This is a genomic window from Komagataeibacter saccharivorans (assembly GCF_003207825.1).
In the GTDB taxonomy this organism is placed as follows: Bacteria; Pseudomonadota; Alphaproteobacteria; order Acetobacterales; family Acetobacteraceae; genus Komagataeibacter; species Komagataeibacter saccharivorans.
In genome coordinates, this window is the sequence record NZ_NKTY01000007.1 from 47,947 (window position 1) to 72,823 (window position 24,877).

General features: G+C 62.2%; 20 protein-coding genes, 1 tRNA gene and 1 riboswitch. Of the genes, 12 read left to right on the top strand and 9 right to left on the bottom strand.

Features of this window, described 5'->3' with window-relative positions:
• Window positions 1-72: 72 nt before the first annotated feature.
• Window positions 73-1,371 (bottom strand): adenosylhomocysteinase, encoded by a 1,299-nt coding sequence (gene ahcY, locus CFR79_RS06375; RefSeq protein WP_110547323.1) that lies wholly within the window; start codon window positions 1,369-1,371, stop codon window positions 73-75.
• 81 nt (window positions 1,372-1,452) lie between these two features.
• The gene (locus tag CFR79_RS06380; protein WP_110547287.1) at window positions 1,453-2,490 is read right to left on the bottom strand and encodes a dipeptidase; all 1,038 of its coding nucleotides are present in this window, start codon (window positions 2,488-2,490) and stop codon (window positions 1,453-1,455) included.
• 185 nt (window positions 2,491-2,675) lie between these two features.
• Here CFR79_RS06380 and CFR79_RS06385 point away from each other — a divergent pair, with 185 nt between their 5' ends.
• The 4 genes from CFR79_RS06385 to CFR79_RS06400 all read left to right on the top strand — a co-directional run bounded on the left by CFR79_RS06385 (window position 2,676) and on the right by CFR79_RS06400 (window position 6,429).
• Window positions 2,676-3,509, top strand: a complete 834-nt coding sequence (locus CFR79_RS06385; protein ID WP_371207704.1) for an aldo/keto reductase — start codon at window positions 2,676-2,678, stop codon at window positions 3,507-3,509.
• 159 nt (window positions 3,510-3,668) lie between these two features.
• Window positions 3,669-4,805, top strand: coding sequence for a lytic transglycosylase domain-containing protein (locus CFR79_RS06390; RefSeq protein ID WP_181417372.1), 1,137 nt, complete (start codon window positions 3,669-3,671; stop codon window positions 4,803-4,805).
• Between the two features lie 34 nt (window positions 4,806-4,839).
• On the top strand, window positions 4,840-5,469 hold the full coding sequence (locus CFR79_RS06395; protein WP_102325394.1) for a peroxiredoxin: 630 nt from the start codon (window positions 4,840-4,842) through the stop codon (window positions 5,467-5,469).
• 18 nt (window positions 5,470-5,487) lie between these two features.
• Window positions 5,488-5,678, top strand: a riboswitch (cobalamin riboswitch).
• Window positions 5,679-5,703: 25 nt separating this feature from the next.
• The gene (locus CFR79_RS06400) at window positions 5,704-6,429 is read left to right on the top strand and encodes a CbtA family protein (RefSeq protein WP_110547325.1); all 726 of its coding nucleotides are present in this window, start codon (window positions 5,704-5,706) and stop codon (window positions 6,427-6,429) included.
• 2 nt (window positions 6,430-6,431) lie between these two features.
• Here CFR79_RS06400 and CFR79_RS06405 read toward each other — a convergent pair whose 3' ends face one another.
• Window positions 6,432-7,619, bottom strand: a complete 1,188-nt coding sequence (locus CFR79_RS06405; protein ID WP_110547288.1) for an extracellular solute-binding protein — start codon at window positions 7,617-7,619, stop codon at window positions 6,432-6,434.
• Between the two features lie 232 nt (window positions 7,620-7,851).
• On the opposite strand from CFR79_RS06405, the gene CFR79_RS06410 reads away from it, so the two are divergent.
• From CFR79_RS06410 to CFR79_RS06430, 5 genes are all read left to right on the top strand, one after another.
• The gene (locus tag CFR79_RS06410) at window positions 7,852-8,973 is read left to right on the top strand and encodes a lysophospholipid acyltransferase family protein (RefSeq protein ID WP_258373435.1); all 1,122 of its coding nucleotides are present in this window, start codon (window positions 7,852-7,854) and stop codon (window positions 8,971-8,973) included.
• Window positions 8,974-9,014: 41 nt separating this feature from the next.
• Window positions 9,015-9,170, top strand: a complete 156-nt coding sequence (locus CFR79_RS15830) for a hypothetical protein (protein ID WP_181417373.1) — start codon at window positions 9,015-9,017, stop codon at window positions 9,168-9,170.
• Between the two features lie 10 nt (window positions 9,171-9,180).
• The gene (locus CFR79_RS06420) at window positions 9,181-11,394 is read left to right on the top strand and encodes an EAL domain-containing protein (RefSeq protein WP_110547290.1); all 2,214 of its coding nucleotides are present in this window, start codon (window positions 9,181-9,183) and stop codon (window positions 11,392-11,394) included.
• A 107-nt stretch (window positions 11,395-11,501) separates the two neighbouring features.
• Entirely contained in the window at window positions 11,502-13,211 is a 1,710-nt protein-coding gene (locus tag CFR79_RS06425) for a putative bifunctional diguanylate cyclase/phosphodiesterase (RefSeq protein ID WP_110547291.1), read from the top strand.
• 11 nt (window positions 13,212-13,222) lie between these two features.
• Window positions 13,223-13,675, top strand: a complete 453-nt coding sequence (locus CFR79_RS06430; RefSeq protein WP_110547292.1) for a hypothetical protein — start codon at window positions 13,223-13,225, stop codon at window positions 13,673-13,675.
• 41 nt (window positions 13,676-13,716) lie between these two features.
• On the opposite strand, the gene CFR79_RS06435 is transcribed toward CFR79_RS06430, so the two are convergent.
• From CFR79_RS06435 to CFR79_RS06455, 4 genes are all read right to left on the bottom strand, one after another.
• Window positions 13,717-14,757: an NAD-dependent epimerase/dehydratase family protein gene (locus CFR79_RS06435; protein ID WP_110547326.1), complete on the bottom strand. Its 1,041-nt coding sequence runs from the start codon at window positions 14,755-14,757 to the stop codon at window positions 13,717-13,719.
• A 527-nt stretch (window positions 14,758-15,284) separates the two neighbouring features.
• Window positions 15,285-15,359 (bottom strand) — tRNA-Thr (locus CFR79_RS06445).
• Between the two features lie 98 nt (window positions 15,360-15,457).
• The gene (gene dksA / locus CFR79_RS06450; RefSeq protein WP_102325402.1) at window positions 15,458-15,871 is read right to left on the bottom strand and encodes an RNA polymerase-binding protein DksA; all 414 of its coding nucleotides are present in this window, start codon (window positions 15,869-15,871) and stop codon (window positions 15,458-15,460) included.
• A gap of 110 nt (window positions 15,872-15,981) precedes the next feature.
• A complete protein-coding gene (locus CFR79_RS06455; RefSeq protein ID WP_258373436.1) occupies window positions 15,982-17,622 on the bottom strand; it encodes an efflux transporter outer membrane subunit in 1,641 nt (546 codons plus the stop codon).
• A 171-nt stretch (window positions 17,623-17,793) separates the two neighbouring features.
• Here CFR79_RS06455 and CFR79_RS06460 point away from each other — a divergent pair, with 171 nt between their 5' ends.
• Both CFR79_RS06460 and CFR79_RS06465 read left to right on the top strand, forming a co-directional pair.
• A complete protein-coding gene (locus tag CFR79_RS06460; protein WP_102325404.1) occupies window positions 17,794-18,495 on the top strand; it encodes a TetR/AcrR family transcriptional regulator in 702 nt (233 codons plus the stop codon).
• A 364-nt stretch (window positions 18,496-18,859) separates the two neighbouring features.
• A complete protein-coding gene (locus tag CFR79_RS06465; protein WP_110547294.1) occupies window positions 18,860-21,058 on the top strand; it encodes a TonB-dependent receptor in 2,199 nt (732 codons plus the stop codon).
• A gap of 110 nt (window positions 21,059-21,168) precedes the next feature.
• Here CFR79_RS06465 and CFR79_RS06470 read toward each other — a convergent pair whose 3' ends face one another.
• Window positions 21,169-22,509: an ammonium transporter gene (locus CFR79_RS06470; protein WP_371207733.1), complete on the bottom strand. Its 1,341-nt coding sequence runs from the start codon at window positions 22,507-22,509 to the stop codon at window positions 21,169-21,171.
• A 26-nt stretch (window positions 22,510-22,535) separates the two neighbouring features.
• Window positions 22,536-22,874 (bottom strand): P-II family nitrogen regulator, encoded by a 339-nt coding sequence (locus CFR79_RS06475; RefSeq protein WP_102325407.1) that lies wholly within the window; start codon window positions 22,872-22,874, stop codon window positions 22,536-22,538.
• A gap of 221 nt (window positions 22,875-23,095) precedes the next feature.
• Between CFR79_RS06475 and CFR79_RS06480 the strand changes: the two genes are divergently transcribed.
• Window positions 23,096-24,784: an alginate export family protein gene (locus CFR79_RS06480; protein WP_110547295.1), complete on the top strand. Its 1,689-nt coding sequence runs from the start codon at window positions 23,096-23,098 to the stop codon at window positions 24,782-24,784.
• Window positions 24,785-24,877 lie beyond the last annotated feature (93 nt).

Below are 24,877 nucleotides of genomic sequence, written 5' to 3' on the forward strand. Positions count from 1 at the left end.
CTCTCTCCATCGCAGGGTCCGGCCCGGCGGGTGCCGGACCGGTCAAGCGTATATCAGGGACTCTGGCGGTGCTTAGTAACGGTACAGGTCGTTCTTGAACGGGCCGTTTACGGGCACGTCAATGTAGGCTGCCTGTTCCTTGGTCATCCGGGACAGGTGGGCACCCACCTTCGCCAGATGGAGTGCGGCAACCTTTTCGTCCAGTACCTTGGGCAGGGTGTAGACCTTGTTTTCGTATTTGCCCGCCGGTGCCGTCCACAGTTCGATCTGCGCCAGCGTCTGGTTGGTGAAGGACGCGGACATCACGAAGGACGGGTGGCCCGTCGCGTTGCCCAGGTTCACCAGACGGCCTTCGGACAGCACGATCAGGCGCTTGCCATCGGGGAAGACGACCTCATCCACCTGCGGCTTGATGTTGTCCCACGTGAAGTTGCGCAGGGCGCCGATCTGGATTTCGGAATCGAAGTGACCGATGTTGCACACGATGGCGCGGTGCTTCATCTCGCGCATGTGGTCGAGCGTGATGATGTCCACATTGCCCGTGGCGGTTACGAAGATGTCGCCACGCGGGGCGGCTTCTTCCATCGTCACGACCTCGTAGCCTTCCATCGCGGCCTGCAGCGCGCAGATGGGGTCCACTTCGGTCACCAGCACGCGGCAGCCCGCGTTGCGCAGGGACGCGGCGGAACCCTTGCCCACATCGCCATAACCGGCAACGACGGCAACCTTGCCGGCCATCATCACGTCCGTGCCACGGCGGATGGCGTCCACCAGGCTTTCGCGGCAGCCATACAGGTTGTCGAACTTGGACTTGGTCACGCTGTCATTGACGTTGATGGCGGGAACCTTGAGCGTGCCCTTCTTTTCCATTTCCCACAGGCGATGGACGCCCGTTGTCGTCTCTTCCGACAGGCCGCGCACGTCCTTGAGCAGCTCGGGATACTTGTCGTGCATGAGGACGGTCAGGTCGCCGCCATCATCCAGGATCATGTTCGGCGTCCAGCCATCGGGACCGCGGACGGTCTGCTCGATGCACCAGTTGAATTCGTCTTCCGTCAGGCCCTTCCATGCGAAGACGGGCACGCCCGTGGCTGCGATGGCCGCCGCGGCCTGATCCTGCGTCGAGAAGATGTTGCATGACGACCAGCGGACCGTGGCCCCCAGCGCCGTCAGGGTCTCGATCAGGACGGCGGTCTGGATCGTCATGTGCAGGCACCCCGCGATCCGCGCGCCCTTCAGCGGCTGGGACGCGCCGTATTCCTCACGGAGCGCCATGAGGCCGGGCATTTCGCCTTCCGCGATCGAGATTTCCTTGCGTCCCCACTCGGCAAGCGAGAGATCCTTGACCTTGTAGTCAGTGCTGGTGGTCATTTCTTGTTCCATATTCGGTCAGTACGGCACAGGATATAGCCCGTTGGGCGCGCGTGATCCAGAGCGGGCGGGATATGACGGTCACGCGATCGTGTCCGCCACCTCTTCCGCCTGCTTCATGATGCGCAGGAAATTCTCTCCCCACAGCGCCGCGATCTGGTCGCGATCATAGCCGCGCCGCAGCAGTTCGGCGGTCAGGTTGCCGGATTCAGCAGCATTGGCCCAGCCGCGTATTCCGCCGCCGCCATCGAAATCGGACGAGATGCCGACATGTTCGATACCGATTCGCTGCACGGCGTAATCGATATGGTCCACGAAATCCGCCACGGTCACGGCCCGCGTGTCGCGCACGTCGCGCGGGCGCAGGAAAGCGTCCATGGCGGTAATGTGGATCACTCCGCCACACGCCTTCAGCGCGTCAAGCTGCGTATCATCAAGGTTGCGCGGATGATCGCACAGGGCACGCACGCAGGAATGGCTGGCGAATACCGGCGCGCGTGACAGTTCGACGGCCTGCATCATCGTGCTGCGCGCGGTGTGGGAAACATCGACCAGCATGCCAAGGCGGTTCATTTCCGCCACCGCGTCGCGGCCCAGCGCCGACAGGCCGCCATGGATGCTTTCGGGGTCCTGCAGGTGCTGCATCGGCCGGGCCGAATCGGCCAGACGGTTATGCCCGTTATGGGTCAGCGTCATGTACCGCGCGCCCAGTTTGCGGAACGCGGCGATCAGGGACAGGTTCTCGCCGATCGTGTAGCCGTTTTCGACGGCGGGAATAATGACGATGTCACCCGCCGCATGGGCGGCGCGTACGCCCTCGACTGTATCGCATACCCGCACGCCCGGTATCTGGCCGGTGTCCGCGATTACGCGCAGCATGGCCAGCGCCCGGTCCGACGCCGCGGCATGACCCGCCGCATCGCACGCGCCCTGTCCCACATAGGCCACAAGGCACGCCGCCCCCAGCCCACCGGCGCGCATGCGCGGCAGGTCCACCCGGCGCGACGGCGCGCCAGTGGCGAAATCGTTCCGGTCGGGCCACGGGATGTCGATATGCGTATCGATCGTCAGGATCGTGTGGTGAAGATCGGCGGCAGGCGGGGTGGGGGTATCGGTCATGTCTGTCCTTTCTGAGCGGGGACAATGAACCATATGCAGCCCAGTAATGAAAACTGGGCATAAACCAAACGGGGCCGGGCATCGTTACCCTGACCATAGGCGACACGTCCTGCCCCGGCCAGATCGCCGCCCCGCCGCCCGCGCGGGGTCAGTTGCTGCCGGGAGCGTCTGGCGAAGGAATGACCATGACCACGATTCCCCTGCTTACCCTCAATGACGGATACAGGATTCCCGCGATCGGTTTCGGCACCTATCCACTGGATAACCCGCAGGCCGAAGCGGCGGTGCGTGAAGCGCTGGCGGCGGGGTACAGGCTGTTCGATACCGCGGCGCGTTACGGCAATGAAAGCGGGGTGGGTACGGGGCTGCTCAGTTTCGATGTCGGGCGTGAGGATATTTTCGTCACCACCAAGCTACGCGGGGCCGACCATGGCTTCGACAGCACCCTGCGCGCGTTCGAACGCAGCCTTGAACGGCTCAAGATGAGTTATGTCGACCTCTACCTCATCCACTGGCCGCTTCCGGCCAAGGACCTGTATGTGGAAAGCTGGAAGGCAATGATCCAGTTGCAGAAGGATGGCCATGTACGCTCCATCGGGGTGTCCAACTTCCTGCCCGAACACATCCAGCGCCTGATTGACGAAACCGGCGTGGTGCCCGCCGTCAACCAGATCGAGATGCACGTCGATTTCGCGCAGTCGGGCCTGCGCGCCATGCACCGCAAGCACGGTATCCTGACCGAAGCGTGGAGTCCGCTGGGCCGGGGTGCGGTGATGGAGAATCCGGTCCTCAACCGTGTGGCGGAACGTCATGGCAAGACCCCCGCACAGGTCATGCTGCGCTGGATAGTACAGACCGGCTCGGTGCCCATTCCCAAAAGTGCACATCCCGAACGCATGCGCGCCAACCTGCAGACATTCAGCTTCAAGCTGACGGATGAGGACATGCGTGACCTTGCGGCACTGGACAGCCCCAGCCACCGCACCGGTCCCGACCCCGCGACCTGCACCGAGGAATAACTTCCTTTAATTCCGGGCGGGAAATGGCATGTACGCAGCCTGCGCATCAGGATTGCGCAAGCCGGAGCCGCGCTGTTATGGTGCGGCCCTCCCGTCGGATGGGGCCATGCTGGCATGTCCACCATGGGAACATGGGCATGAGCGGGATAACGGCAGGACATGGCAACAGCGCAGGCAGTAGTGGAACCGGCATCTGACGAATGTGGGCAGGCGGCCCCGGTCGCCCGGTCCACCACTACGCGCGGGGCCGTGCGGTGGCTGGCGCTGGCATTCGCGGGTTTTCTGGCCGCCTGCGCGCAGGGGCCACGCCCCATGACCGAAGCGCAGATGATGGACGAAGCCGATACCTATCGCGCCCGCGCCCATACCAGCTATACCCCGCCCGGCCCGCCGGACGATCCATGGGGACCGTATATTACCGAGGCGTCGCAGCGCTTCGACGTGCCCGCCGTCTGGATCAGGCAGGTCATGCAGCGCGAATCCGGTGGCCAGCTTTACCGTAACGGGCAGTTCGTGACCTCGCTGCCCGGTGCGATGGGGCTCATGCAGCTCATGCCGCCCACTTATGACGAGATGCGCGCGCGCTACAGCCTCGGCCCCGATGCCTATGAACCCCATGACAACATCGTGGCAGGCACTGCCTACATCCGCGAGATGTACGACATTTACGGCTCCCCCGGCTTTCTTGCCGCCTATAACAGCGGGCCGGGACGGCTGGATGATTTTCTGGACCGCTACCACACCCTGCCCAAGGAAACCCGCGATTACGTAGCCTCCATCGGACCGAAGATCGCGGGCAGCACGCCGCTCAACCGCTCGCAGGCGGACCTGCTGGTGGAAGCGCGCGCACTGGCCCGCGCGCAGGCGGCGCAGAACAGCCGTGTCGGACGAAACCGCGCCCGCACCCTGATGGCCGCCGCACCGCAGGATACGGTAGCCGAGACCCCGTCGCCCGAAGCTGCCGCCGTCCGCGCGGCATGGAGCGCGCGTGAACAGAGCGGCGTGACCCCCATGACATCGGCTGCGGTGCATCCCGGGGTCATCAGCATGGCGGGTGGACATGACTGGGCGGTGCAGGTGGGCGCCTTCGGTTCCGCCGGGCAGGCCGAACATGCGGCGGGGCAGGCAAAGGCCAGGGTTTCCTACAGCGGGGTGCGCACGCAGGTCGCCAGCGTTGCATCGCAACGCGGTCATGTCTATCGTGCAAGGCTGACCGGCCTGTCGCACGCTGCTGCCGAACAGGTCTGTCAGCGACTGGGTGGCGGTGGCTGCCAGATCCTGCCGCCCGCCACATGATGGCTGGAACCCTGCTTTCAGGGTGTGAGGAAACATGAGGTATTTTTACAGGCGTTCGCGCTGGTGCATGCCGGGGCTGTGCCTGCCGCTGGCGGGGGTGCTGGCGTTTGCCGGGTTCGTGTGTTTCTCACCCGCGCGCGCGGCGTTGCCGGTGGGCAGCCAGGCCCCGATGTTTGATACCCAGGCCACGCGCAATGGCAGTGAATTCAGCTTCCATCTGGCCGATGCGCTGCGCAAGGGGCCGGTGGTGGTGTATTTCTATCCTGCGGCCTTTACCCGTGGCTGCACCATGGAAGCCCACGATTTTGCTGCCGCCATGGACCAGTACACGGCGCTGGGCGCCACGGTGATCGGCGTTTCGACCGATGACCTGCCCACCCTCGACCGTTTTTCCGTCAGCGAAGGCCATGGCCGCCTGATGGTCGCAACCGACCCGAAGGGGCAGATCGCGCGGCAGTATGACAGCCGCCTGCCGCTGCTGAACCGGGCCAACCGCACATCCTATGTGATCGCGCCCGATGGCAAGGTGATTTACGCCTATAGTGCGCTTTCGCCCGATGGCCATGTCGCCCATACGCTTGATGCGCTGCGGCAGTGGCGTGCGGCGCAGGGTCAGGCCAGCAGGGTGACGCTGCCGCAGTCCCCGGCCACGGCTGCGCCGTAGGCCGCGCGATATTGACTTGGATGCGGGCGCGGTATTGACTGCGCCCCTCGTGATCCACGGGAGGGAAGCCGGTGGGATTCCGGCACGGTCGCGCCACTGTACATCGCATGTCGTCATGCGGAAGTCAGACCTCTCCCGGTGGATAAAGAATAATTCCGTTGCGGGACGCGCTTTCCCGACAGGAGATCTGACAATGAATTTCCATTCCTCCCTTTCCGGTCGGGGGGCTGGCTGATGGCGGGCCGCCTTCTGTTGCGTGGCATGCTGGCTGGTATTCTTGCCGCCTGCCTTGCCTTCGTGTTCGCCCGCGTGTTCGGTGAACCGCAGGTCGCCCTTTCCATCGCTTATGAAGCGGCACAGGACGCGGCGGCAGGCGACGCGCCAGAGCCGGAACTGGTCAGCCGCGCGGTGCAGGCATCCATCGGCATGCTGACCGCCGCCGTCATGTATGGTGCTGCCTATGGCGGTCTGTTTTCGCTGGTCTTTGCAACCGCTTATGGCCGGATTGGCCGTTTTTCGCCGCGCATGCTCGCTCTGCTTCTGGCCGGGGCGGGATTTCTGGCGGTGGTTGTCGTGCCCGATCTCAAATACCCGGCCAACCCGCCCGGCGTCGGCACGCCGGAGACGATCGGCCTGCGCACGGCCACCTATTTCGAGATGGTGGTCTTTTCGCTATGCGCGCTCGTTCTGGCGGTTCTTTCTGGCCGCGCGCTGGTGGCGCGGCTGGGTGAATGGAGTGCCTCGCTGTGCGGGGCGGCGGTGTTCGTGGTGCTGATCGCGCTGCTGCAATGGGTGCTGCCCGATGTGAACGAGGTGCCGGACAATTTCCCCGCCCTCGTGCTGTGGCGCTTCCGGGAGGCAGCACTGGGCATGCAGCTTGTTCTGTGGGGTAGTCTGGGGCTGATGTTCGGTGTTCTGGCCGAACGGCTGCTTACGCCCCAGGCCGTGCGTCACGGCTGAAATCAGGGACCGGCTGTGCCGTCATCCGCATTGTCTGTGACGGGCGTGACCGTGGTGGGCGTGACGGGAGTACTGTCCTTCATCACGCCGTCCCATAACGCATGCAGCCTGCCATCCATGGCCTCGTCAACGATGGGGTAGGGATGGCTTGCGGCGATATAGCCCGGCTGCTGGTCCCAGTGCAGCGCGGCACGGGCCGCATCATCCAGCGGGGCAAGTGGACTGGCGGGCATGCCCCAGTAACATGATGATGTGGCAAGCCGCGCCTGCGCGGCAGGCGTGCGCAGATACTGCGCGAATGCCAGCGCCAGCGCCTTGCGCTGCGATGTGGCGACAATCGAAATCCCGTGCTGCCAGCGTATGCCGCCCTGCCGGGGCACGGTAAAGGTCAGCTCCGGGCGCCGGGCTGTGGCGGGGGGCTGCGCATCGGCCGTCGCCACTGCGCCGCCTTCGCCCACGCCCGCCGTGGTCCATGCGCCACCGCCCACGACAATATCCACCTGACCATCCGCCAGCGCCTGCTGCACCGTGGCCATGTCCCCTACCAGTGTGGCGCTGGCACGCAGGGTGACAAGCCTGTCCCGCAGGGCGGGCAGGTCGGTATCGTGCAGGTGTGCGGGATCAAGGCCCATGGCCAGCGCGATATAGGACAGGACCGGCAGGTAGCTGTCATATATCGCGATCCGCCCGTGATGGCGTGGCTGCCAGATGGCGTTGATGTCCTCCATATCCGCAGGGTCTACCCGCGTGCGGTTGAAGGCTACGGCATTGAAGCCATATTTCTCCGCCACGGAATACAGCCTGCCGTCATAGGACCCGATTGCCGGATCGGCGATGGAGGCTGGCACTTCGGCTGCGGGAAAATCGGCGGGGTCCAGCGGCTGCAGCATTCCGGCCATGGCCAGACGGGGGGCATCCGTTTCATCCATGATCACCACGTCCCAGTCTCCCGGCCTGGACTGGCGCAGGATGGTGCGGGTGGCATCGCCGCTGTCGATGTCCTTGAAGTGGATGCGTACCCTGTTGGCCTGCTCGAAGGGGCCAAGCAGTTCAGGATCTTCATGATCGCACCATGTCAGCACGTTCAGTACATCATCCGCCGCCCGCGCGGGGCCGTGCGGGAGGGACGCAAGAAGGGTGAAGGCGGTCGTGGCGGCGAACAGGACGCCGCGACGGCTGCATGCGGACATGGGGAAAAACTCCTCAGGGATAAGTACCTAGCATGGACCGGTCATCACGTCCGGTCCAGCGGCCGACGGGACACAGGCCATCCGCGCCGGTCCGTATTCCTTGTCGCCGGGCAATATGACGGCACGATGACGGCGGGCGCGCACCGCGCGCGTTGCATGCATGACACGGCAGCCAGACTGTCCTGCCGCCCTATATTGTCGCGTGCCATGATGGCGGGCTATGGATAGGCGCATGATCGCCGATTTCATCCGCCGCTTTACCCGGCGTCGTTCCACACCACCTGTCCAGTCCCTGCCCGCGCGACGTGCCTCCCGGCAGGTGATCGCCCCTGAAGCGGGTTCGGATGCCGCGCGGGCCATCGCGACCATGTCCGTCACCCCGTCGGGCCGCCTGCGTGAATATGCCCGTACCGCCCGTGGCGTGGGACGGCTGGCCGCCATTACGGTGTGGGTGCCGCTTTCGGTCGGGTTCGAGGCGGTCCTGCTGCTGGTTCCCGGCACGGCCAAGATACGCTGGACGCGCATGGTCTGGGGCGGGCTGTGCCTGCTTCTGTCGCTGCGCATACGCGTGGTTGGCCGCAGGGCGGGCGGCGTGGGGGGCAGGCGTGCCCGGCGCGAAGGCGAACGGCCGGTCATTTACGTCTCCAACCATTCCACATGGCTTGACGTGCCGGTGCTGGGCACCGTGCTGCCATCCAATTTCGTGGCCAAGGGCGATATCGAGGGCTGGCCGATCATGGGGCTGGTGTCCCGCATCGGGCGGACCATATTCGTCAGCCGCCAGCGCAGCACCACGGGCCGCGAGCGGGACGAGATGCTGCACCGTCTGATGGTGGAAGGGGACAACCTGATCCTGTTCCCCGAGGGTACATCGTCGGACGGGTCACGGGTGCTGCCGTTCCTGTCGGCCTTTTTCGCCATCGCCAAGCCGCCGCGACTGCCCGCGGGGAAGGTGCCGGACGAACCGTTGAGCGAGGCCGCCACCATCGCCGCGAAGCCGGGCATGATCCCGCTGATCCAGCCGGTTTCGGTCGTGTACGACCAGCTTGAGGGCGTGCCGGTCAACCGCGCGCGCCGCCCGGTCTTTGCATGGTACGGGGACATGGACCTTGGCCCCCATGTATGGCAACTGGTCAAATGGCGTTCGATGCGCGCGACCGTGCTGCTGCACCCGCCGCTGGACCCGGCGGATTTCCCCAGCCGCAAGGCGCTGGCGCAGGCGGCGTGGCGTGCGGTTTCAGCAGGTGCTGCCGAGCTGCGCCAGAACATGCCCCAGCCGGAAGGCGAAAGTGCCTATGCCTGCCGCCCGCTGGCGGGCATGCTGCCACAGGATCTGGAACGCTGTCGTGACTGATGGATGGCTTATGGTCCTGTGCTGGCGGGGATGGACGTGATATGGCCACCACCCTTCGGATGCAGATGCAGCGGCACCGTACCGCCAGATCCATCATGCGTCTTACGCTTTGTTGCCCGACCATGACGGGACTGACGCAGCGGATGCGCATGTGGTATGGGCTGCCTGCCTGCCACAATTACGAAGCGTGGCTTTAAATGGTGCATCATGCGCCCCGACGATCTGGAGTTTATGGTGGATCAGCCCGAGATTAGCGCCGATGTCCTGCTTTCCGCCATGGAGCAGGCCATCGACCCCATGGTCGTGATTGATGAGCATAACAATATCATCTTCTTCAATCCCGCCGCCGAGGAGATATGGGGTCTTCCGCGTGAACAGGTCATGGGCCAGAACGTAAACTGCCTTGTACCATTACCGGAACGTGCGAAGCATAACGGCTATATCGACCGCAACCGGGAAACCGGAATAGGCCGGATTGTCGGAACATCCCGCGAAGTCGAGTTCCAGCGTTCCACTGGCGAATATGTATGCGGTGAGCTGTCGATTTCCCGCGTGCAACTGACCGGCAGCAGCAAGATCTATTACATCGCCGTCATGAAGGACGTGACGGAACAGAGCCGGCAGCGCAGGATACTCGTCCTGCAGAACGATGTGCTTCAGGCCCTGGCATCCGACCAGACGGTACGCGAAGTGGGCGAACTGCTGTGCCGCCGGGCCGACAGGTTCGTGCCCGATGGCATGGCCGCCCTTATCCTGATCGACAGCGCGCATGCGCTCAAGGTTCTTGCCGCCCCCGGCATGCCGGCCCGGTTCCGTGCCGGGCTCGACAGCATGGTGCTGACCGATGCGCAGGTGGGGGAACTGGGCAGCAGCCCGGCCACCAGCAACGCGGTGGTATGGGACAGCTACCAGTCGGTAGCCCGTTCGCTGGGGCTGGTGCGGTGCTGTTCATCCCCCGTTGTCTCGCGCACGGGAAAGGTGATGGGTATTTTCGCCATCTATCTGCGCGGGGGTGAGAAATCGCATGAATGGGCGGACCGGGTGGTGGCCGCCTGCATGCCGTTCTGCGCGCTGGCGATCGAACAGAACGAGACACGGCTGCATATTGCCCAGCTTTCCAATTTTGACCGCCTGACGGGCCTGCTGAACCGTTCGTCGCTGCATAATGTCATCGAACGTCTGATCCTGCGCGGCGGCAACAGCCGGTTTTCGCTGTTCATGGTCGATATTGACCGTTTCCGCGATATCAATGACGCGCTTGGCCATGTGAACGCCGACCGTTTCCTGATCGAGATCGGGCGGCGCATCCGATCGCAGGTGAAGGATGAATGCATCGTCAGCCGTTCGGGCGGGGATGAGTTCATCATCGTTATCCCCGACTGTTCGCATGAAAAGGCGGAAAAATTTGCCGAAGGGCTGATCAACGCCATCGCCAGGCCCCTGCAGGTGGGGGAAAATACGCTCAGCATTTCCTGCTGTGTGGGCATCAGCACCTTTCCCGAAAACGGGCCGGACAGTGAAACCCTGCTCAGCCTGGCCGACGTGGCCGCCCATCAGGCCAAGGAAGACGGGCGCGGCGTCTACCGCTTTGCGGGACGCGAGAAGAACCAGGTCGCGCAGGACCGGCTGATGCTGGGTTCGGCGCTGCGGGATTCCCTGGCGCGCGGCATGCTCAACCTGCATTACCAGCCGCAGGTGGAAACCATGACCGGCGGCCTGTACGGGGTGGAAGCCCTGTCGCGGTGGCATCATCCCAAGCTGGGCAACATCTATCCTTCCCGTTTCATCGCCGTGGCGGAAGAAACCGGCCAGATCGAGGCCATCGGCCGCTGGTCGCTGAAGGAAGCCTGCACGCAGATGATGAAATGGGATCAGGACGGCGTGCATGTGCCCACCGTTTCGGTCAATCTTTCAGCCGTGCATTTCCGCAATCGTGGCCTGCCCGAATATATCGCCAACCTGCTTCAGTACCATAACCTCACGCCCGATCGCCTGACGGTTGAAATTACCGAGAGCGTGATGATGGACAGCAGCGGTGATACGGAAGAGGTGCTGCACGCCATCCGCAGGCTGGATGTCGGGCTGTCTATGGATGATTTCGGTACCGGCTATTCTTCCCTGTCACGCCTGACGCGCCTGCCGCTGAGCGAAATCAAGATCGATCGCAGCTTCATAAATGATTTTGAACACGATACAAATGCGCAGGCCGTGACCATGGCGGTAATCGGCATTGGCAGCAGGCTTGGCCTGACGGTCGTGACCGAAGGGGTGGAGACGGTGCAGCAGCATAAACTGCTGGAAAAACTGCGTTGCGATGTGATGCAGGGCTACCTGTTCGCCAAGCCCCTTCCACCTGCGGCACTGGAAGAATGGTTCCGTGCGGGGCAGGAGCGTGGATCGTTCATTCTTCCCGGGCAATAGATGGTGCGCCTGCCGGGGTGGCGCATCCGGGTCAGGGGGCGCTACCCATTGTCAGTTGAATTTAATGGATAACGCCCCATTTTCTACTTTGGTTTTCAGACAGGAAGATGGCATTGCAACACGATGATCGGCTGCGGGCACTGACACGTCAGGATGTGGATTTCTGGGCTGATCTGGTTGACAATATCCTGATTGTCGCCATTACCGACAGGCAGGGCGTCATTACATATGCGAATGACCGTTTTTGTGAAATAAGCCAGTATTCGCGTGAGGAACTGATCGGTTCCACCCACAGTATTGTCAATTCCGGTTATCACGACGCCAACTTCTTTCGCGACATGTACCGCACGATCGGCGCGGGTGAACTGTGGCGTGGCAATATCTGCAACCGCGCCAGGGATGGCTCGCTTTACTGGGTCGCGACCACCATCATCCCCAAGATGGATGCGCACGGTCAGATACTGGGCTATGTGGCCAGCCGCTACGAAATTACCGAACTGATGAACACCCGCGACCGTCTGTGCGAACTGGCGGAAACGGATACGCTGACCGGGCTGCTCAACCGTGGGGGCTTCAATACGGCACTGGCCGATGAAATCGCGCATTGTCGGGAAGGCGGGGCGATCCAGCCCGCACTGGTCATGTTCGATCTGGACGGCTTCAAGCAGATCAATGACGTGCATGGCCATCATGCCGGCGATATCGTGCTGCGGGCCGTGGCCTCGCGCCTGATCGAACTGACGCATCCCGATGATCCGGTCAGCCGTCTGGGCGGGGACGAATTCGCCGTGATCCTGAACCGGACGCTGGAAGACATGCCGCTGGACCGCTACCTCGACCGGCTTCAGGCCGTTCTGGAACGCCCGATCGATATCGAGACGGTGACCGTATGCGTCGCGGGCAGTGTAGGTGCTGTGCTGCTTGACGGTAACGATACGATGGAGGACGTGCAGAAAAACGCCGATATGGCCATGTATGCCGCCAAGCGCGCGGGCGGCAAGCAGTCGCAGATGTTTACGCGGACCCTGCGCGAGCGCGCACAGGCGCGCATCACGATCCTGAGCGAGGCGCGCTGCGGGGTGGAACATGACCAGTTCGAGATCTATTACCAGCCCATCCTGAACTGCCGCACCCGGCAGATGGATCAGGTCGAGGCGCTGCTGCGCTGGCATCACCCCGAACGCGGGCTGCTGGCGGCGGAAGACTTTTCCGATGTGTTTACGGATGCGGGTCTGGCGCAGGCCATGGGGCCAAACATGATCGAAGCCTTCCGGCGCAATGTCGCCATGTGGAAGAGTCACGACCTGCCCCCGCGCCAGCTTGCCATCAACCTGTCGCGCATGGACCTGATCCGCGATGATTACGGGCGTGAGTTTGAAGCGGCGCTGCGCCATTCCGGCATGGCCCCGGACAGTTTCGTGCTGGAAGTGACAGAAGCCATGCTGCATGGTCGCCGGGCGGATCAGGGCATCCGCCATCTGCGCGAACTTGCGCAGGCCGGGTTCAATATTGCGCTTGATAATTTCGGCAGGGGGGCAACCGTTCTCAACCACCTGCGCGAACTGCCCTTTTCCCAGATCAAGATCGACCAGTCCATGGTCGCGAACATCGTGGATGACCGGGGCGCATGTATGGTCCTGTCCAGCCTGATCGAGATGGGGCAGGGACTGGATATGGAAGTGACGGTGGAAGGGATCGAGAACCGTGACCAGTTTGATCTGGTCATGGCCATGAAGCCGGAGCGGATACAGGGCTTTTTCATCTCCACCGCCCTGTCGGCCGCCGATATCGTGAAACTGCCCACATATTTTGACTGAACGGGATACCCATGACTGATACCCCCCGCACGGTTGCGGCCCGCATTGGCGATGACCTGCCCCGCATCGATGTTATCGGACTGGCCAATACAAGGCGCATCATGCACGCCGAACGTCATAATGATGGAACGCGCATGCCCCTGTTCATTCCATCGGCATCATGGGCACGCCTGCTGGAACTGCACTGCATGGGGAATGAGGCGCAGGATCGTCCCCGTCTTTCCCCTTCACGGGTGATGGAAGGGCTGGAACAGGCTCTGGGCCGGATCATGACGGAGATCGTCCACCATGACGCGCAGCATGATGAACCGCTGCGCCCGGCTTACAGTGTCGCATCGGACCTGTTCGGGGCGGAGGGACCGGTTGACATCCGCATGGTTGTGGATGGCGCTACGGGAGTAGCCTGCATGCTGGCGGGGCCACCGGCCGATATCGCGGGGCTTGGGCTGGATAACCCGGCGTAAGGTCAGGCGAATTTTTTGTCTGCTCTGGTTTTCCCATCGGCTTACAGCGCGTGCCCGCAATCCTGTTCCGTGGGCGCGGTAGCGGCGGGAACCCTGTAATAGTCCCTGTACCACGCAACGAATTCATCCACGCCCGCCTGCACGGGCGTGGCGGGGGCGAAGCCGGTCAGGGCCTGCAGGGCGGAACAGTCCGCCCATGTGCGCGGCATGTCACCGGGCTGCATGGGCAGGTTGTTGCGGATGGCGGTCCTGCCCAGCGCCTTCTCGATCGCCGCGATGAATGCCAGCAGGCTGACAGGCTGGCCGTTACCGATATTGATGACACGATAAGGTGCTACCGGACTGGCGCCGGGGTCGCTTTCACCGGCCTTGCAGGGTGGTTTCGTACAGAGCAGGCGCACCGCTTCGACCAGATCGTCAATATAGGTGAAGTCCCGCGCCATATCGCCGTTGTTATAAACGTCGATCGGCCTGTCATGCAGCATGCTGTCGGTAAACCGGAACAGGGCCATGTCCGGTCGGCCCCATGGGCCATAAACGGTAAAGAAACGGAATGCCGTGACCGGAATTTTCCACAGATAGGAATAGGAATGGGCCAGTTCCTCCGCCGCTTTCTTGGTGGCGGCGTAAAGGCTGAGCGGGTGGTCGCAGCGTTGGGATTCGACAAAGGGCAGATCCCGGTTCGCCCCGTAGACGGAAGACGTCGAAGCCATCATCAGGTGGTCGGGCGCATGCTGGCGGACCTGTTCCAGCACGTTGTAGGTACCGACAAGGTTGGCATTGATATAGGCGCCGGGGTTTTCCAGGCTGTACCGCACGCCCGCCTGCGCCGCCAGATGGATCACCAGTTCCGGCCTGCACCGTGCAAATGCGTCGCCGACGGCCTGCGCATCTTCCAGCATGAATTCGTTACAGGCAAAGGTGTCAAAGGCGCGTAGCATGGTGTGGCGCTGGCGTTTGAGCGTGACATCGTAATAAGGGGTCATGCCGTCGATGCCCGTTACCTTATGCCCGTCCGCCAGCAGGCGGCGTGCGATATGGTAGCCGATGAATCCGGCAGTGCCCGTAACAAGAATACGCATCCAAAACTCCAGCGGGTACATACGACCCGTGCTGCTTTACCCTGTCTGTTCCATATGTGGTGCTGTGCTGTTTACATTCCCGCCTGACGGTTGGCACGTCTGTAGCCTGAGGGGCAGACGTGCAAATCCCTGCGGTGCCTGTAGCGGCCCGCTTTTCCCGCGGTAGCGGTCACGACATGTTCTGACATACCAGTCCGGTCAGGGGCGGTCAGGTCTCTTCAGGAATATGTGATGGATGCGGGGGGCGGTGCATGCCTGTCGATATCGCGGGAAGCGGATCTGCGAGGATCAGGACCGTGTTCAGCAGGCCCGTCGCCAAAGTGGGCCTGAAGTATATGATGCCGCACATGCTACGCCATTGAATGGCGATGGCCGGGGTGTTTTTGCGATGGTCGCCATGATCGAACGGGTTTACGGACATCCGGTCCGGACTGGCGGAAAAAGGCTATCGACGCACTATCGGTATTCTCTGGTCCATATGGTCCAGACGACACGAAAATGCGGAGCAAAAAAATATAGGGAAATCATGGTGCTGCTGGACAGGATTGAACTGTCGACCTCTCCCTTACCAAGGGAGTGCTCTACCACTGAGCTACAGCAGCACTGTATGCGCGCTTCCTAACTTTTCCTGTCCCGGCTGGCAACCCCTTATTTGCCGTGTTCTGACTAATTGGGGCTGCTGGCCGGTTGGAAGGGCGTACTAGTCGTCGCGATGGATGCGTTCCATGCGTTCATGGCGTTCCTGCGCTTCGATCGACAGGGTGGCGATCGGGCGGGCTTCCAGCCGTTTCAGGCCGATGGGTTCGCCCGTTTCCTCGCAGTAGCCATAGGTGCCTGCCTCAACCCGCTGAAGGGCCTGGTTGATCTTGGAAATCAGCTTGCGTGCGCGATCACGCGTGCGCAGTTCCAGCGCCCGGTCGGTCTCGACGCTGGCGCGGTCGGTAATATCCGCTTCGTGAATACCGCCTTCAGACAGGCTGGCCAGCGTCTCATCCGCTTCCTTGAGCAGATCGGCCCGCCATCTCAACAGCTTCAGGCGGAAATATTCCACCTGCTGCGGGTTCATGAACTCCTCATCCTCCGAAGGGCGATAATCGGGGGGCAATGTAATCATTATGACAGATCCCTGCGCCGTGGTTCCACATGGCGGCCACTGGCCAGCCAGTCGGGAACGGGGCGGCTTATACTAGCAAGGGGCGTGCGCGCCAAGCCTTTAACGCAGTTTCATGCGGGTTGACGTGCAGTGGAAGGGGCGGGTGAAGCCGCCTGCGATCCGGTCGCAACCGGGGTTGGGGTGGTGCCAGTCTGCTTCGTGCGACGGACCGGTTCGGGGTAGGTCGTCTCCCATCCACCGCCCAACGCATTGTACAGGCGCACAAGATTGCCCGATATGGTGGCCCGGCTGGTGGTCAGGTCGGATTGCGCGGACAGATACTGGCGCTGTGTATCCAGCACGGTCAGGTACGTGACCATACCGTTACGATACTGGTCCTGTGCCAGTTGCAGGGCGTGACGGCTGGCATCGGCGCGCTGGGCCAGGTTGTCGTTGCGGATCTGCTCGTCCGTATAGGCGGTAAGGGCGTTGTCCACGTCGTGCCATGCACCCAGCACGGTCTGCTGGTACGAAATGGCGGCTTCCTTCTGCGCGGCCTTGCGCAGTTCAAGCTGTCCACGCAGCCTGCCACCCTGAAACAGGGGCAGCGTGATGGAGGGGCCGACATTCCACGCCTTGGCGTTCCAGAACCCCAGATCGCGGAAGGACAGGGACTCGAACCCAAAACCCGCATTGATGGTGACGCGGGGATAGAACTCGGCCACGGCCTCGCCCACCTGTGCGATGGCCGCGTGCAGGTTGGCTTCCGCGCGGCGGATATCGGGGCGGCGGCGGGCCAGTTCGGACGGTACGCCCACCGGCACGCGCGGCGGCACGGGGGGAATGGCCGATGCGGTCAGCAGTTCATCGGACAGGGCGCGCGGCGGCTCGCCCATAAGCAGGCTCAGCGCATTGACCTGCACGGTAAGCTGCTGCCCAAGCTGGGGGATCTGCGCCAGCGTATTTTCATACTGCGCGCGGGCCTGCTCCACTTCCAGATTGCTGGCCAGTCCCTTGCTGTAACGCTGCTGGTTCAGGTCCAGCATGGATTTCGCCACATCGCGGTTTTCCATCACGATGCGTAGCTGTTCCTGCGTGTTACGCAGTTCCATGTAATCGCGCGCCACTTCGGACTGGCGGGAAATCAGCATGCCGCGCCGGGCTTCGTTCGTGGCCTGCGTTTCGGCGGCGGCAGCTTCGTACTGGCGGCGCACGCGGCCCCACAGGTCAACTTCCCATGTGGCGTCGATGCTGTCGCGCCACTGGTTGAACAGGGGAATCTTGGCCTGGCCGGGAGAGGGCGCATACTGGGAAAATACAGGATTATTGCTTAGTTGCGGATCGCTTTCCACATCGGTCACGATACGCTGCAGCATCTTGGTGCTGTACTGCTGGCGCGCGTACGAACCGGTAGCCGACATGGCAGGGTAGCGTTCTGCACCGGCAATGCGCAGTTCCGCGCGGCTCTGGGCCATGCGGTACGCATAGCGGCGTACGTCAAGGTTGTCTGTCGCCACGCGCTGCTCAAGCTTTGTCAGCTCCGCATCGTGGAAAATATTCCACCATGCGGCATCCGGTTCGTCGGACGTGATCTGGCTTTCGACCTTGGGCGGCTGGCCTTTCGCGTCGGTTGCGGCCTGAATCCGGTCCGGGCCGCCATACTGTTTGGGCGTCCACGGTGTGGGTTTATGGAAATTCGGGCCGACCGCGCACCCGGCGGTCACGACCGACAACCCGACCACTGCCGTGCGCCATGAAATTCCCCTACCCACCAACGCGGCCCCCTGTTGTCCCTGTAACAGTTAATATAAATCTGTCCTGCACGGCATGGTTTCGCTACCATGGCATGAATGACCGATCAGTTCGGTCAGTCCCCTAGCCTATCGGCTTTCCTCACGGGGTCAATCGAAAGTACGCACCGACTTGGGAGCAGGATGATTTCAATGGGCGCTACGCCAGACCATTCAGGCCAGATGCAGGCGCAGGACTGCCCGCTTTCCGGTGCCTCCGCTGCCAAGCGCCAGCAGATACTGGCTGGTGCCGCCCGTGTTTTTGCCGAAAATGGATATGAAGGCGCCAGCATGTCCGGCATCGCGCGCGATGCCGGGGTATCGAAGGGGACGCTGTATAATTATTTCGACAGCAAGGCCACGCTCTTCTCCGCCTTTGTGGAAGAATGCGCGTGTGAAAAGATGCCGCTACTGTTCAGCCGGATTGACGAAGGGGCCAACCTTACGGAATCGCTGGAACATCTGGCGGTCGCCATGATCCGGCTGCTGACTTCGCCGCTGTCACTCATGCTCAACCGCATCATCATTTCCGAAGCGGGCAAGTTCCCCACACTGGCCGAAACCTTCTGGAAACATGGTCCGCAGAAGGCGATCAACATCCTGTCCGCATGGCTCATGCAGCATAACGATGCCGGTATCCTGAACATTCCCGACCCGGTTTTCGCCGCCGAACAGTTTTATGCCCTGTGCCAGACCCGCATTGCCGCGCGGGCGCGCCTGCAACTGCCGGTCAATACGGATCAGGCGCATATTGATTTCATCGCCCGTTCGGCCGTACGCACCTTCCTTAACGCCTATCTGCGCGAGGGGCCGCGCCTGCCGCCCGTCGTTATGGAAACGCCCCCGAGCGACTGAGCGCATACCAGTCCATCCGCCGGTACTTATGACAGTTCCAGCCTGAAAAGGGGGACGTTTTCCGGTGTGTACGTCTGCCGGCGTCGCCCCGTGCGGTGCGCGGCCCGGCGCGCCTGCGGGCGCAAGCGTGAAATGGTTTTCTCCCCTCCCGATCCTTCCTGACACTGTTCCCATCCGGGGCGACATGAGGCGCTTGCATGCCCGGTAGCGGGCGCGCGGATAGGCTGCCTGATTTTATGTTGCGAAAATACAACATGTGCCGATTGGCGGCGCATGGCCTGCATTTTCATATTGTTATGTTATATTGTACCAAATAAAGCTGCGCATCCCGAAATCTTCCCTCCGGATGCGAGCCCGTTTCACCATGATGCGCTTATGGTTTTCCTCCCGTTCCCTGCCCCCCGCCATGCTCGTGGCCATGACGGCGCTGACCCCGCCGGGTGCCGCCATCGCCCAGACCGTGACGGCCGCGACCCCGTCCGCCACCACCGGCACGCAGGCGGCGGATACCGGTGTCACGCACCTGTCCTCCGCCCCGGATACAATGACCGTGACCGCGAAACTGGATCGTGCCCGCGTGCAGTTGCAGCCTTCGACAGGGGCGACGGTACATGCCTTCAGCCGCAAGGCGCTTGAAACCATTCCCGGCGGCGACAATGCGGGGCTGAATTCCGTGCTGTTGCAGGCCCCCGGCGTGGCGCAGGACAGTTACGGGCAGATCCATGTGCGCGGCGACCATAACGAGGTGCAGTTCCGCCTTGATGGCGTCCAGTTGCCCGAAGGCATGAATGTATTCGGTCAGACGCTCATGACCCGTTTTGCCGACAACCTTTCCCTGACCACTGGCGCGCTACCGGTGGAATACGGCTTCCTTCAGGCCGGGGTGGTGGACATCACGACCAAGAATGGCTCAACCAACAAGGGGGGCAATGTCTCGATCTATGGCGGTGCGCGGGACTACTTTTTCCCTTCCGCCCAATATGGGGGACAGTTCGGGAAATGGGACTATTTCCTGACCGCCGATTACGTGCATGACCGTGTCGGGATCGAGAACACGACAGCCGCGTTCAACGCGCCGCATGACCTGAGCAACCAGTATCATTTTCTGGGCCATTTACGGTACACGGTGGATGAAAATACCCGTATCAGCCTGATTGCCGGTGTATCGAACGCGCAGTACCAGTTGCCCAATATTGCCGGCCAGCCGCTGTTTGGTGATGATTATACCCGGTTGCTGCCAGGCGCCCCGTCCAGCGGCAACCTGAATGAACGCCAGAAGGAAATCACCGATTTCGGTATCCTGTCCCTACAGAAGGATATCGGGGCGTTCAGCCTGCAGACATCGGTTTTCTCGCGCTACAGCAGCCTTGGCTACAGCCCCGACCCGAATATGGGTGATCTGGCCTATATGGGTATCAGCCAGCATGCCGAACGCTCGGTCATGTCCACCGGCACCCAGAGCGACGTGACATGGCGCGTCCGGCCTGACCATACCATCCGCTTCGGCTTTCAGGTCTTTGCGGAACGGAACATAACCAAGGCGGATGCAACGGTATTCGATGCAAATGACCAGCCCGTCAAAATCCATACCGGCAATGGCCGCACGGGCGACATATATGGCCTGTACGTGCAGGATGAATGGCAGCCCCTGCGCAACGTGACGGTCAATTACGGCCTGCGGTTCGATGGTGTGGGCGAATATACCAATGAACACCAGCTCAGCCCGCGCATAAACGTGGTCTGGCGCGCGTGGAAGGGGGCGACCCTGCATGCGGGATATTCGCGGTACTTCACGCCCCCGCCGTTTGAGGTCGTGGGCGGTGCGGACCTGCAGCAGTTCGCCAATACCTCCGCGGCGGCACCCTCAACGGGAAATGGCACGGTCAAGGCTGAACGCGATCATTACTTCGATGCCGGGATCGAACAGGTGATCGTGCCCGGGTTACGCGTCTCCTTCGACGCCTATTACAAGCTGGCCCATAACCTGATTGATGAAGGGCAGTTCGGCGCGCCCATCATCCTGACGGGGTTCAATTACCGGCGTGGACAGGTGAACGGATATGAGTTCGCCACGTCCTATGATCGCGGGCCGCTCTCGCTATACGGTAATCTCGCGTGGTCGCGCGCGATCGGGAAGGACATCACCAGCGCGCAGTTCAATTTCGACCCCGATGACCTAAACTATATCAGCCATCGCTGGGTACATCTGGATCATGACCAGCGTTGGACCGCATCGGCGGGGGGCGCGTACACGTTCTTCCACCGCACCGGCCATCCCACCCGGCTGTCGGCAACCATGGTCTATGGCAGCGGACTGCGGCAGGATACCGATATTCCCAATGGGGGTGTGGTGCCGCAATATGCGACGTTCAACATGTCGGTCGTGCAGTCCTTCCGCGATCTGTTCCACTCCCCCTTCTTCCGCACCACGCAGTTGCGGCTGGATGTGACGAACCTGTTCGACCATCCCTACATGCTGCGCAGCGGGACGGGCATCGGCGTGGGGGCACCGCAGTACGGGCTGCGCCGGACGATCCTGACGGGTATTTCACAGGCGTTCTGATCCACCGGCCACAGGCGCATTGCGCACGGCCTGCGGCATAATGACGGACATAAAAAAAGGGCGGCCCATCGGGGCCGCCCTTTCCATTCAGGGTCAGGGGAAAGAAGGGATCAGGAGTTGATCCGCTCGCCATGCAGGGCCATGTCGAGACCTTCCATTTCCTCATCCGTGGAAACCCGCAGTCCAACCGTCAGGTCCACGACCTTGAGGATGATGAATGTCAGCACCGCGCACCATGCGATGGTGACACCCACGGATTCCGCCTGCGCGATGAACTGCGCGAACGAACCGCTGACGCCTTCCGGGCTGGCGTCGGTGGCGGAAAGCGGTCCGTAGGCGAACACGCCCGTCAGCAGCGCGCCGACAATCCCGCCAATGCCATGCACGCCAAACGCGTCAAGGCTGTCGTCATAGCCCATCATGTGCTTCAGGCCGGTTGCACCCCAGAAGCAGATCACACCTGCCGCCAGGCCGATGACCAGCGCACCGCCCGGCAGCACGAAGCCCGATGCCGGGGTAATGGCCACAAGGCCGCCCACGGCACCCGAAATGATGCCCAGAACCGTCGGCTTGCCGGTCTTCATCCATTCGGCGCACATCCAGGACACGCCCGCGGCGGCGCTGGCGATCTGGGTCGTGGCCATGGCCATGCCCGCGCGGCCATTCGCCCCGGCGGCGGAACCCGCATTGAAGCCGAACCAGCCAACCCACAGCAGGGATGCACCGATGATGGCATAGGTCAGGTTGTAGGGAGACAGGTCATCGACGCCATAGCCCTTGCGCCGTCCGATCACCAGTGCCGCCACCAGACCGGCGATACCGGCATTGATATGCACGACCGTGCCACCGGCGAAGTCAATGGCCCCGATCCGGCTTGCGACCCAGCCATCCGGCCCCCAGACCCAGTGGGCGACGGGCACGTAAACCAGCAGCGACCACAGCACGGTGAACAGGCACAGCGCACTGAATTTCATCCGTTCGGCAAACGCACCCGCGATCAGGGCAGGGGTGATGATCGCGAACGTCATCTGGAACGTCATGAACACGCTTTCGGGGATGGTCATGGTCGTTGCGGCCGATGTGCCCGCCGCCATGGTGAACGGTACATCCGCCCCCTTGGAAATACCGGCCCCCAGACCGTTCAGCATCACGCGCGACAGGCCGCCGATGAAGGCGTTGCCGGAGGTGAAGGCCAGGCTGTAGCCCAGCACCATCCACACCACCGTCATGATGCAGCAGATCGCGAACGACTGCATGAGTGTGGCAAGGACGTTCTTCTTGCGGACCATGCCGGCATAGAACAGGCCCAGACCCGGAATGGTCATCATCAGCACAAGTGCGGTGCTGGTCAGCATCCATGCCGTGTCGCCGGTGTCGATCGCAGGGGCGGGCGCATCCGCCGCAAGGGCGGGCAGGCTGGTGGTCAGGGCGCCGATAACCGCTCCCGCCAGTGCGGCTTTCTTGCCAATCTTCGTGATCACAGTGCGTTTTCTCCGGTTTCCTGTGTTCTGATCCGTATTGCCTGTTCCAGATCCAGGACAAAAATCTTTCCATCGCCAATCTTGCCGGTGCAGGCAGCGCTCTGGATCACTTCGACCACCTTGTCGCACTGGCTGTCCGGCACCGCGATCTCAAGCTTGATCTTGGGCAGGAACTGGATGTTGTATTCAGCGCCGCGATAGATTTCGGTCTGGCCCTTCTGGCGGCCATATCCCTTCACTTCGGTTGCCGTCAGCGCGTCCACACCGATGGAGTGCAACCCCTCGCGTACCTCATCGAGCTTGAACGGCTTGATGATGGCAATTACGAATTTCATTGTGTTCCCTTCCTGCCTTGCCCCTGAAATTTTTTATTGTCTGTAATTCCGTACATGCAACTATATCTCGAAGCAATATGAAGTTGCTACAGTCTTTCAGGCAGGTCGTTCCTTTATCCATGTGTTGCCGTCCTGCACACCTTTTGGGGTGATCCGGGGTTGCGGCGGGGATAAATGCCGGTATTGGAAAGCATCCGTAACGAAAGGCTTCTTTTCAGCGTATGTCCGTACCTTCCGTCCTGCCCCGCAGGATGTTCGTCCCGTCCCACACCACAAGGGGATGCCTTGGCGCCCTGGCCTGCTGTGTGCCGGTTTCTTCCGCGCTGGCGTCGGTCAGCATCACGGCCCGTCCCGCGTCCGAAACCATTCAGGTTCATGCAGCCGCCACCGTGCCGCCCCCGGCCGAGTACCTGCCATCGCCCAGTCCGGTGGGCCAGCCCATCCGCCCCTCCGCCACGGCGTACCGCCATCCATCCGGCCACCGGTATGACTGGGGCGTGTTCAACCGTGACAACGCGGAGGATTCAGGCTTCGGCGCGGTGGGGCTGTACAGCGTCGCACGCTGGGCGGAGGACTGGAGCTTCCTGCGCAACGCAACGAAGCATGATGATCCGTTCGATGTGCTGAAATACGTCCCCATCACCGGGAGTGGCCAGGTATGGGTCAGTTTTTCGGGCGAGACGCGGGTGCGCAACTGGTTCGAGAACCGTCCCCTTATGGGAAGCGCGCATGTAACGGATTCCGGGCGTTTTGCGGTGCGTAACCTGTATGGGGCGGACGTGCATGTGGGCACGCATGTGCGGCTGTATGGCGAACTGGTCAATGCCGATGCCGGGGGATGGGCGGCTTACGGATACGGCAGCACGTACCGCAAGCATCTGGATGCACAGCAGGCGTTTGTTGAAGTAAAGGGACAGGTGGCCGGGGCAAAGGCGGGATTCCTGTTCGGGCGGCAGGCTTTCCTGGATATGCCATCCTATGTTCTGTACTACCGTATGTCTTCCAGCGTGCCGCTGGCGTGGAACGGGTTCAGGACATACGCGGTCTGGTCGCGTGTGCGCGTGGATGCGTGGGATTTCGTCGGCACCGACATCACGCCGCGCGGCATGTTTCATGATACGCAGGATTACGGCACGCGGCTGTACGGGGTGGCGACGACATGGGCGCCACCGGATTTCACCTTTGCCGGGCAGACGGGGTATTCGTTCCTCGACCTGTTCTATCTGGGCACCAAGGTGGGTGGCGCGCTGTCCGCCGTGTCCACTCCCGCCTTTACGGTGCAGTCGGGTTCGGCCACGCGTAACAATTTCGGTGGCCGCTGGCATGGCATTGCAGGCCCGATCGAATTTTCCACCGGAGGGATATGGCAGGGGGGCAGTTTCCGGGCCACCGGGCCGAACAGCCCCGCGCGACCCATCGATGCGTGGTCTGTCAACGCGACGGTGGGCTACCGCATCCCGCGTGACCGGTTCCACAGTTTCATCGCCATGCAGGCGGATGTGTTTTCAGGTGGTGACGCGCGGCGCAATACGATCGGCACCTACGTCCAGCCCTTCAACCCGCAACTGCCTTATGTCGATTCCTCGCTGACCGTATCCGAATCGAACATGATCGATATCGGGCCGGAACTGCGGATGACCTTCTACCGATCGCTCAGCGTGCAGGCGCGCTACCCGGTATACTGGCGGTATTCGACACAGGCGCCCGTGTCGCGACCGGGGTCGCAGTACGCGTTCCAGTATGCGGGGCGGTTTATCGGTTCTGCCCCGCAGGCGACGCTGACATGGACGATCGATCCCCATCTTTCATGGGCGCAGACACTGGCGCGGTTCATGACCTCATCCGCGCTGACGCGCGCAGGTGGCAGCAGCGGGACATATTACATGTCCAGCCTGTCATTGCGCTTCTGAAACCCACCTTGCGCCCCGGCCCTTATCCGGCATACCTGATGCAATCATGACAGCTTCCGCTTCTTCCCCGTCCGCTCCGGCTTCAACCTCGCC

What these genes read in the sequence shown, in the direction of transcription:
- ahcY (WP_110547323.1), bottom strand. Translation starts at nt 1,371, where the DNA reads ATGACCACCAGCACTGACTACAAGGTCAAGGATCTCTCGCTTGCCGAG.
- CFR79_RS06430 (WP_110547292.1), top strand. Translation starts at nt 13,223, where the DNA reads ATGACTGATACCCCCCGCACGGTTGCGGCCCGCATTGGCGATGACCTG.
- CFR79_RS06420 (WP_110547290.1), top strand. Translation starts at nt 9,181, where the DNA reads ATGCGCCCCGACGATCTGGAGTTTATGGTGGATCAGCCCGAGATTAGC.
- CFR79_RS06480 (WP_110547295.1), top strand. Translation starts at nt 23,096, where the DNA reads ATGTCCGTACCTTCCGTCCTGCCCCGCAGGATGTTCGTCCCGTCCCAC.
- CFR79_RS06460 (WP_102325404.1), top strand. Translation starts at nt 17,794, where the DNA reads ATGGGCGCTACGCCAGACCATTCAGGCCAGATGCAGGCGCAGGACTGC.
- CFR79_RS06405 (WP_110547288.1), bottom strand. Translation starts at nt 7,619, where the DNA reads ATGTCCGCATGCAGCCGTCGCGGCGTCCTGTTCGCCGCCACGACCGCC.
- CFR79_RS06380 (WP_110547287.1), bottom strand. Translation starts at nt 2,490, where the DNA reads ATGACCGATACCCCCACCCCGCCTGCCGCCGATCTTCACCACACGATC.
- CFR79_RS06465 (WP_110547294.1), top strand. Translation starts at nt 18,860, where the DNA reads ATGATGCGCTTATGGTTTTCCTCCCGTTCCCTGCCCCCCGCCATGCTC.
- CFR79_RS06400 (WP_110547325.1), top strand. Translation starts at nt 5,704, where the DNA reads ATGGCGGGCCGCCTTCTGTTGCGTGGCATGCTGGCTGGTATTCTTGCC.
- CFR79_RS06475 (WP_102325407.1), bottom strand. Translation starts at nt 22,874, where the DNA reads ATGAAATTCGTAATTGCCATCATCAAGCCGTTCAAGCTCGATGAGGTA.
- CFR79_RS15830 (WP_181417373.1), top strand. Translation starts at nt 9,015, where the DNA reads ATGGCCACCACCCTTCGGATGCAGATGCAGCGGCACCGTACCGCCAGA.
- CFR79_RS06425 (WP_110547291.1), top strand. Translation starts at nt 11,502, where the DNA reads ATGGCATTGCAACACGATGATCGGCTGCGGGCACTGACACGTCAGGAT.
- CFR79_RS06395 (WP_102325394.1), top strand. Translation starts at nt 4,840, where the DNA reads ATGAGGTATTTTTACAGGCGTTCGCGCTGGTGCATGCCGGGGCTGTGC.
- CFR79_RS06390 (WP_181417372.1), top strand. Translation starts at nt 3,669, where the DNA reads ATGGCAACAGCGCAGGCAGTAGTGGAACCGGCATCTGACGAATGTGGG.
- dksA (WP_102325402.1), bottom strand. Translation starts at nt 15,871, where the DNA reads ATGATTACATTGCCCCCCGATTATCGCCCTTCGGAGGATGAGGAGTTC.
- CFR79_RS06385 (WP_371207704.1), top strand. Translation starts at nt 2,676, where the DNA reads ATGACCACGATTCCCCTGCTTACCCTCAATGACGGATACAGGATTCCC.
- CFR79_RS06435 (WP_110547326.1), bottom strand. Translation starts at nt 14,757, where the DNA reads ATGCGTATTCTTGTTACGGGCACTGCCGGATTCATCGGCTACCATATC.
- CFR79_RS06410 (WP_258373435.1), top strand. Translation starts at nt 7,852, where the DNA reads ATGATCGCCGATTTCATCCGCCGCTTTACCCGGCGTCGTTCCACACCA.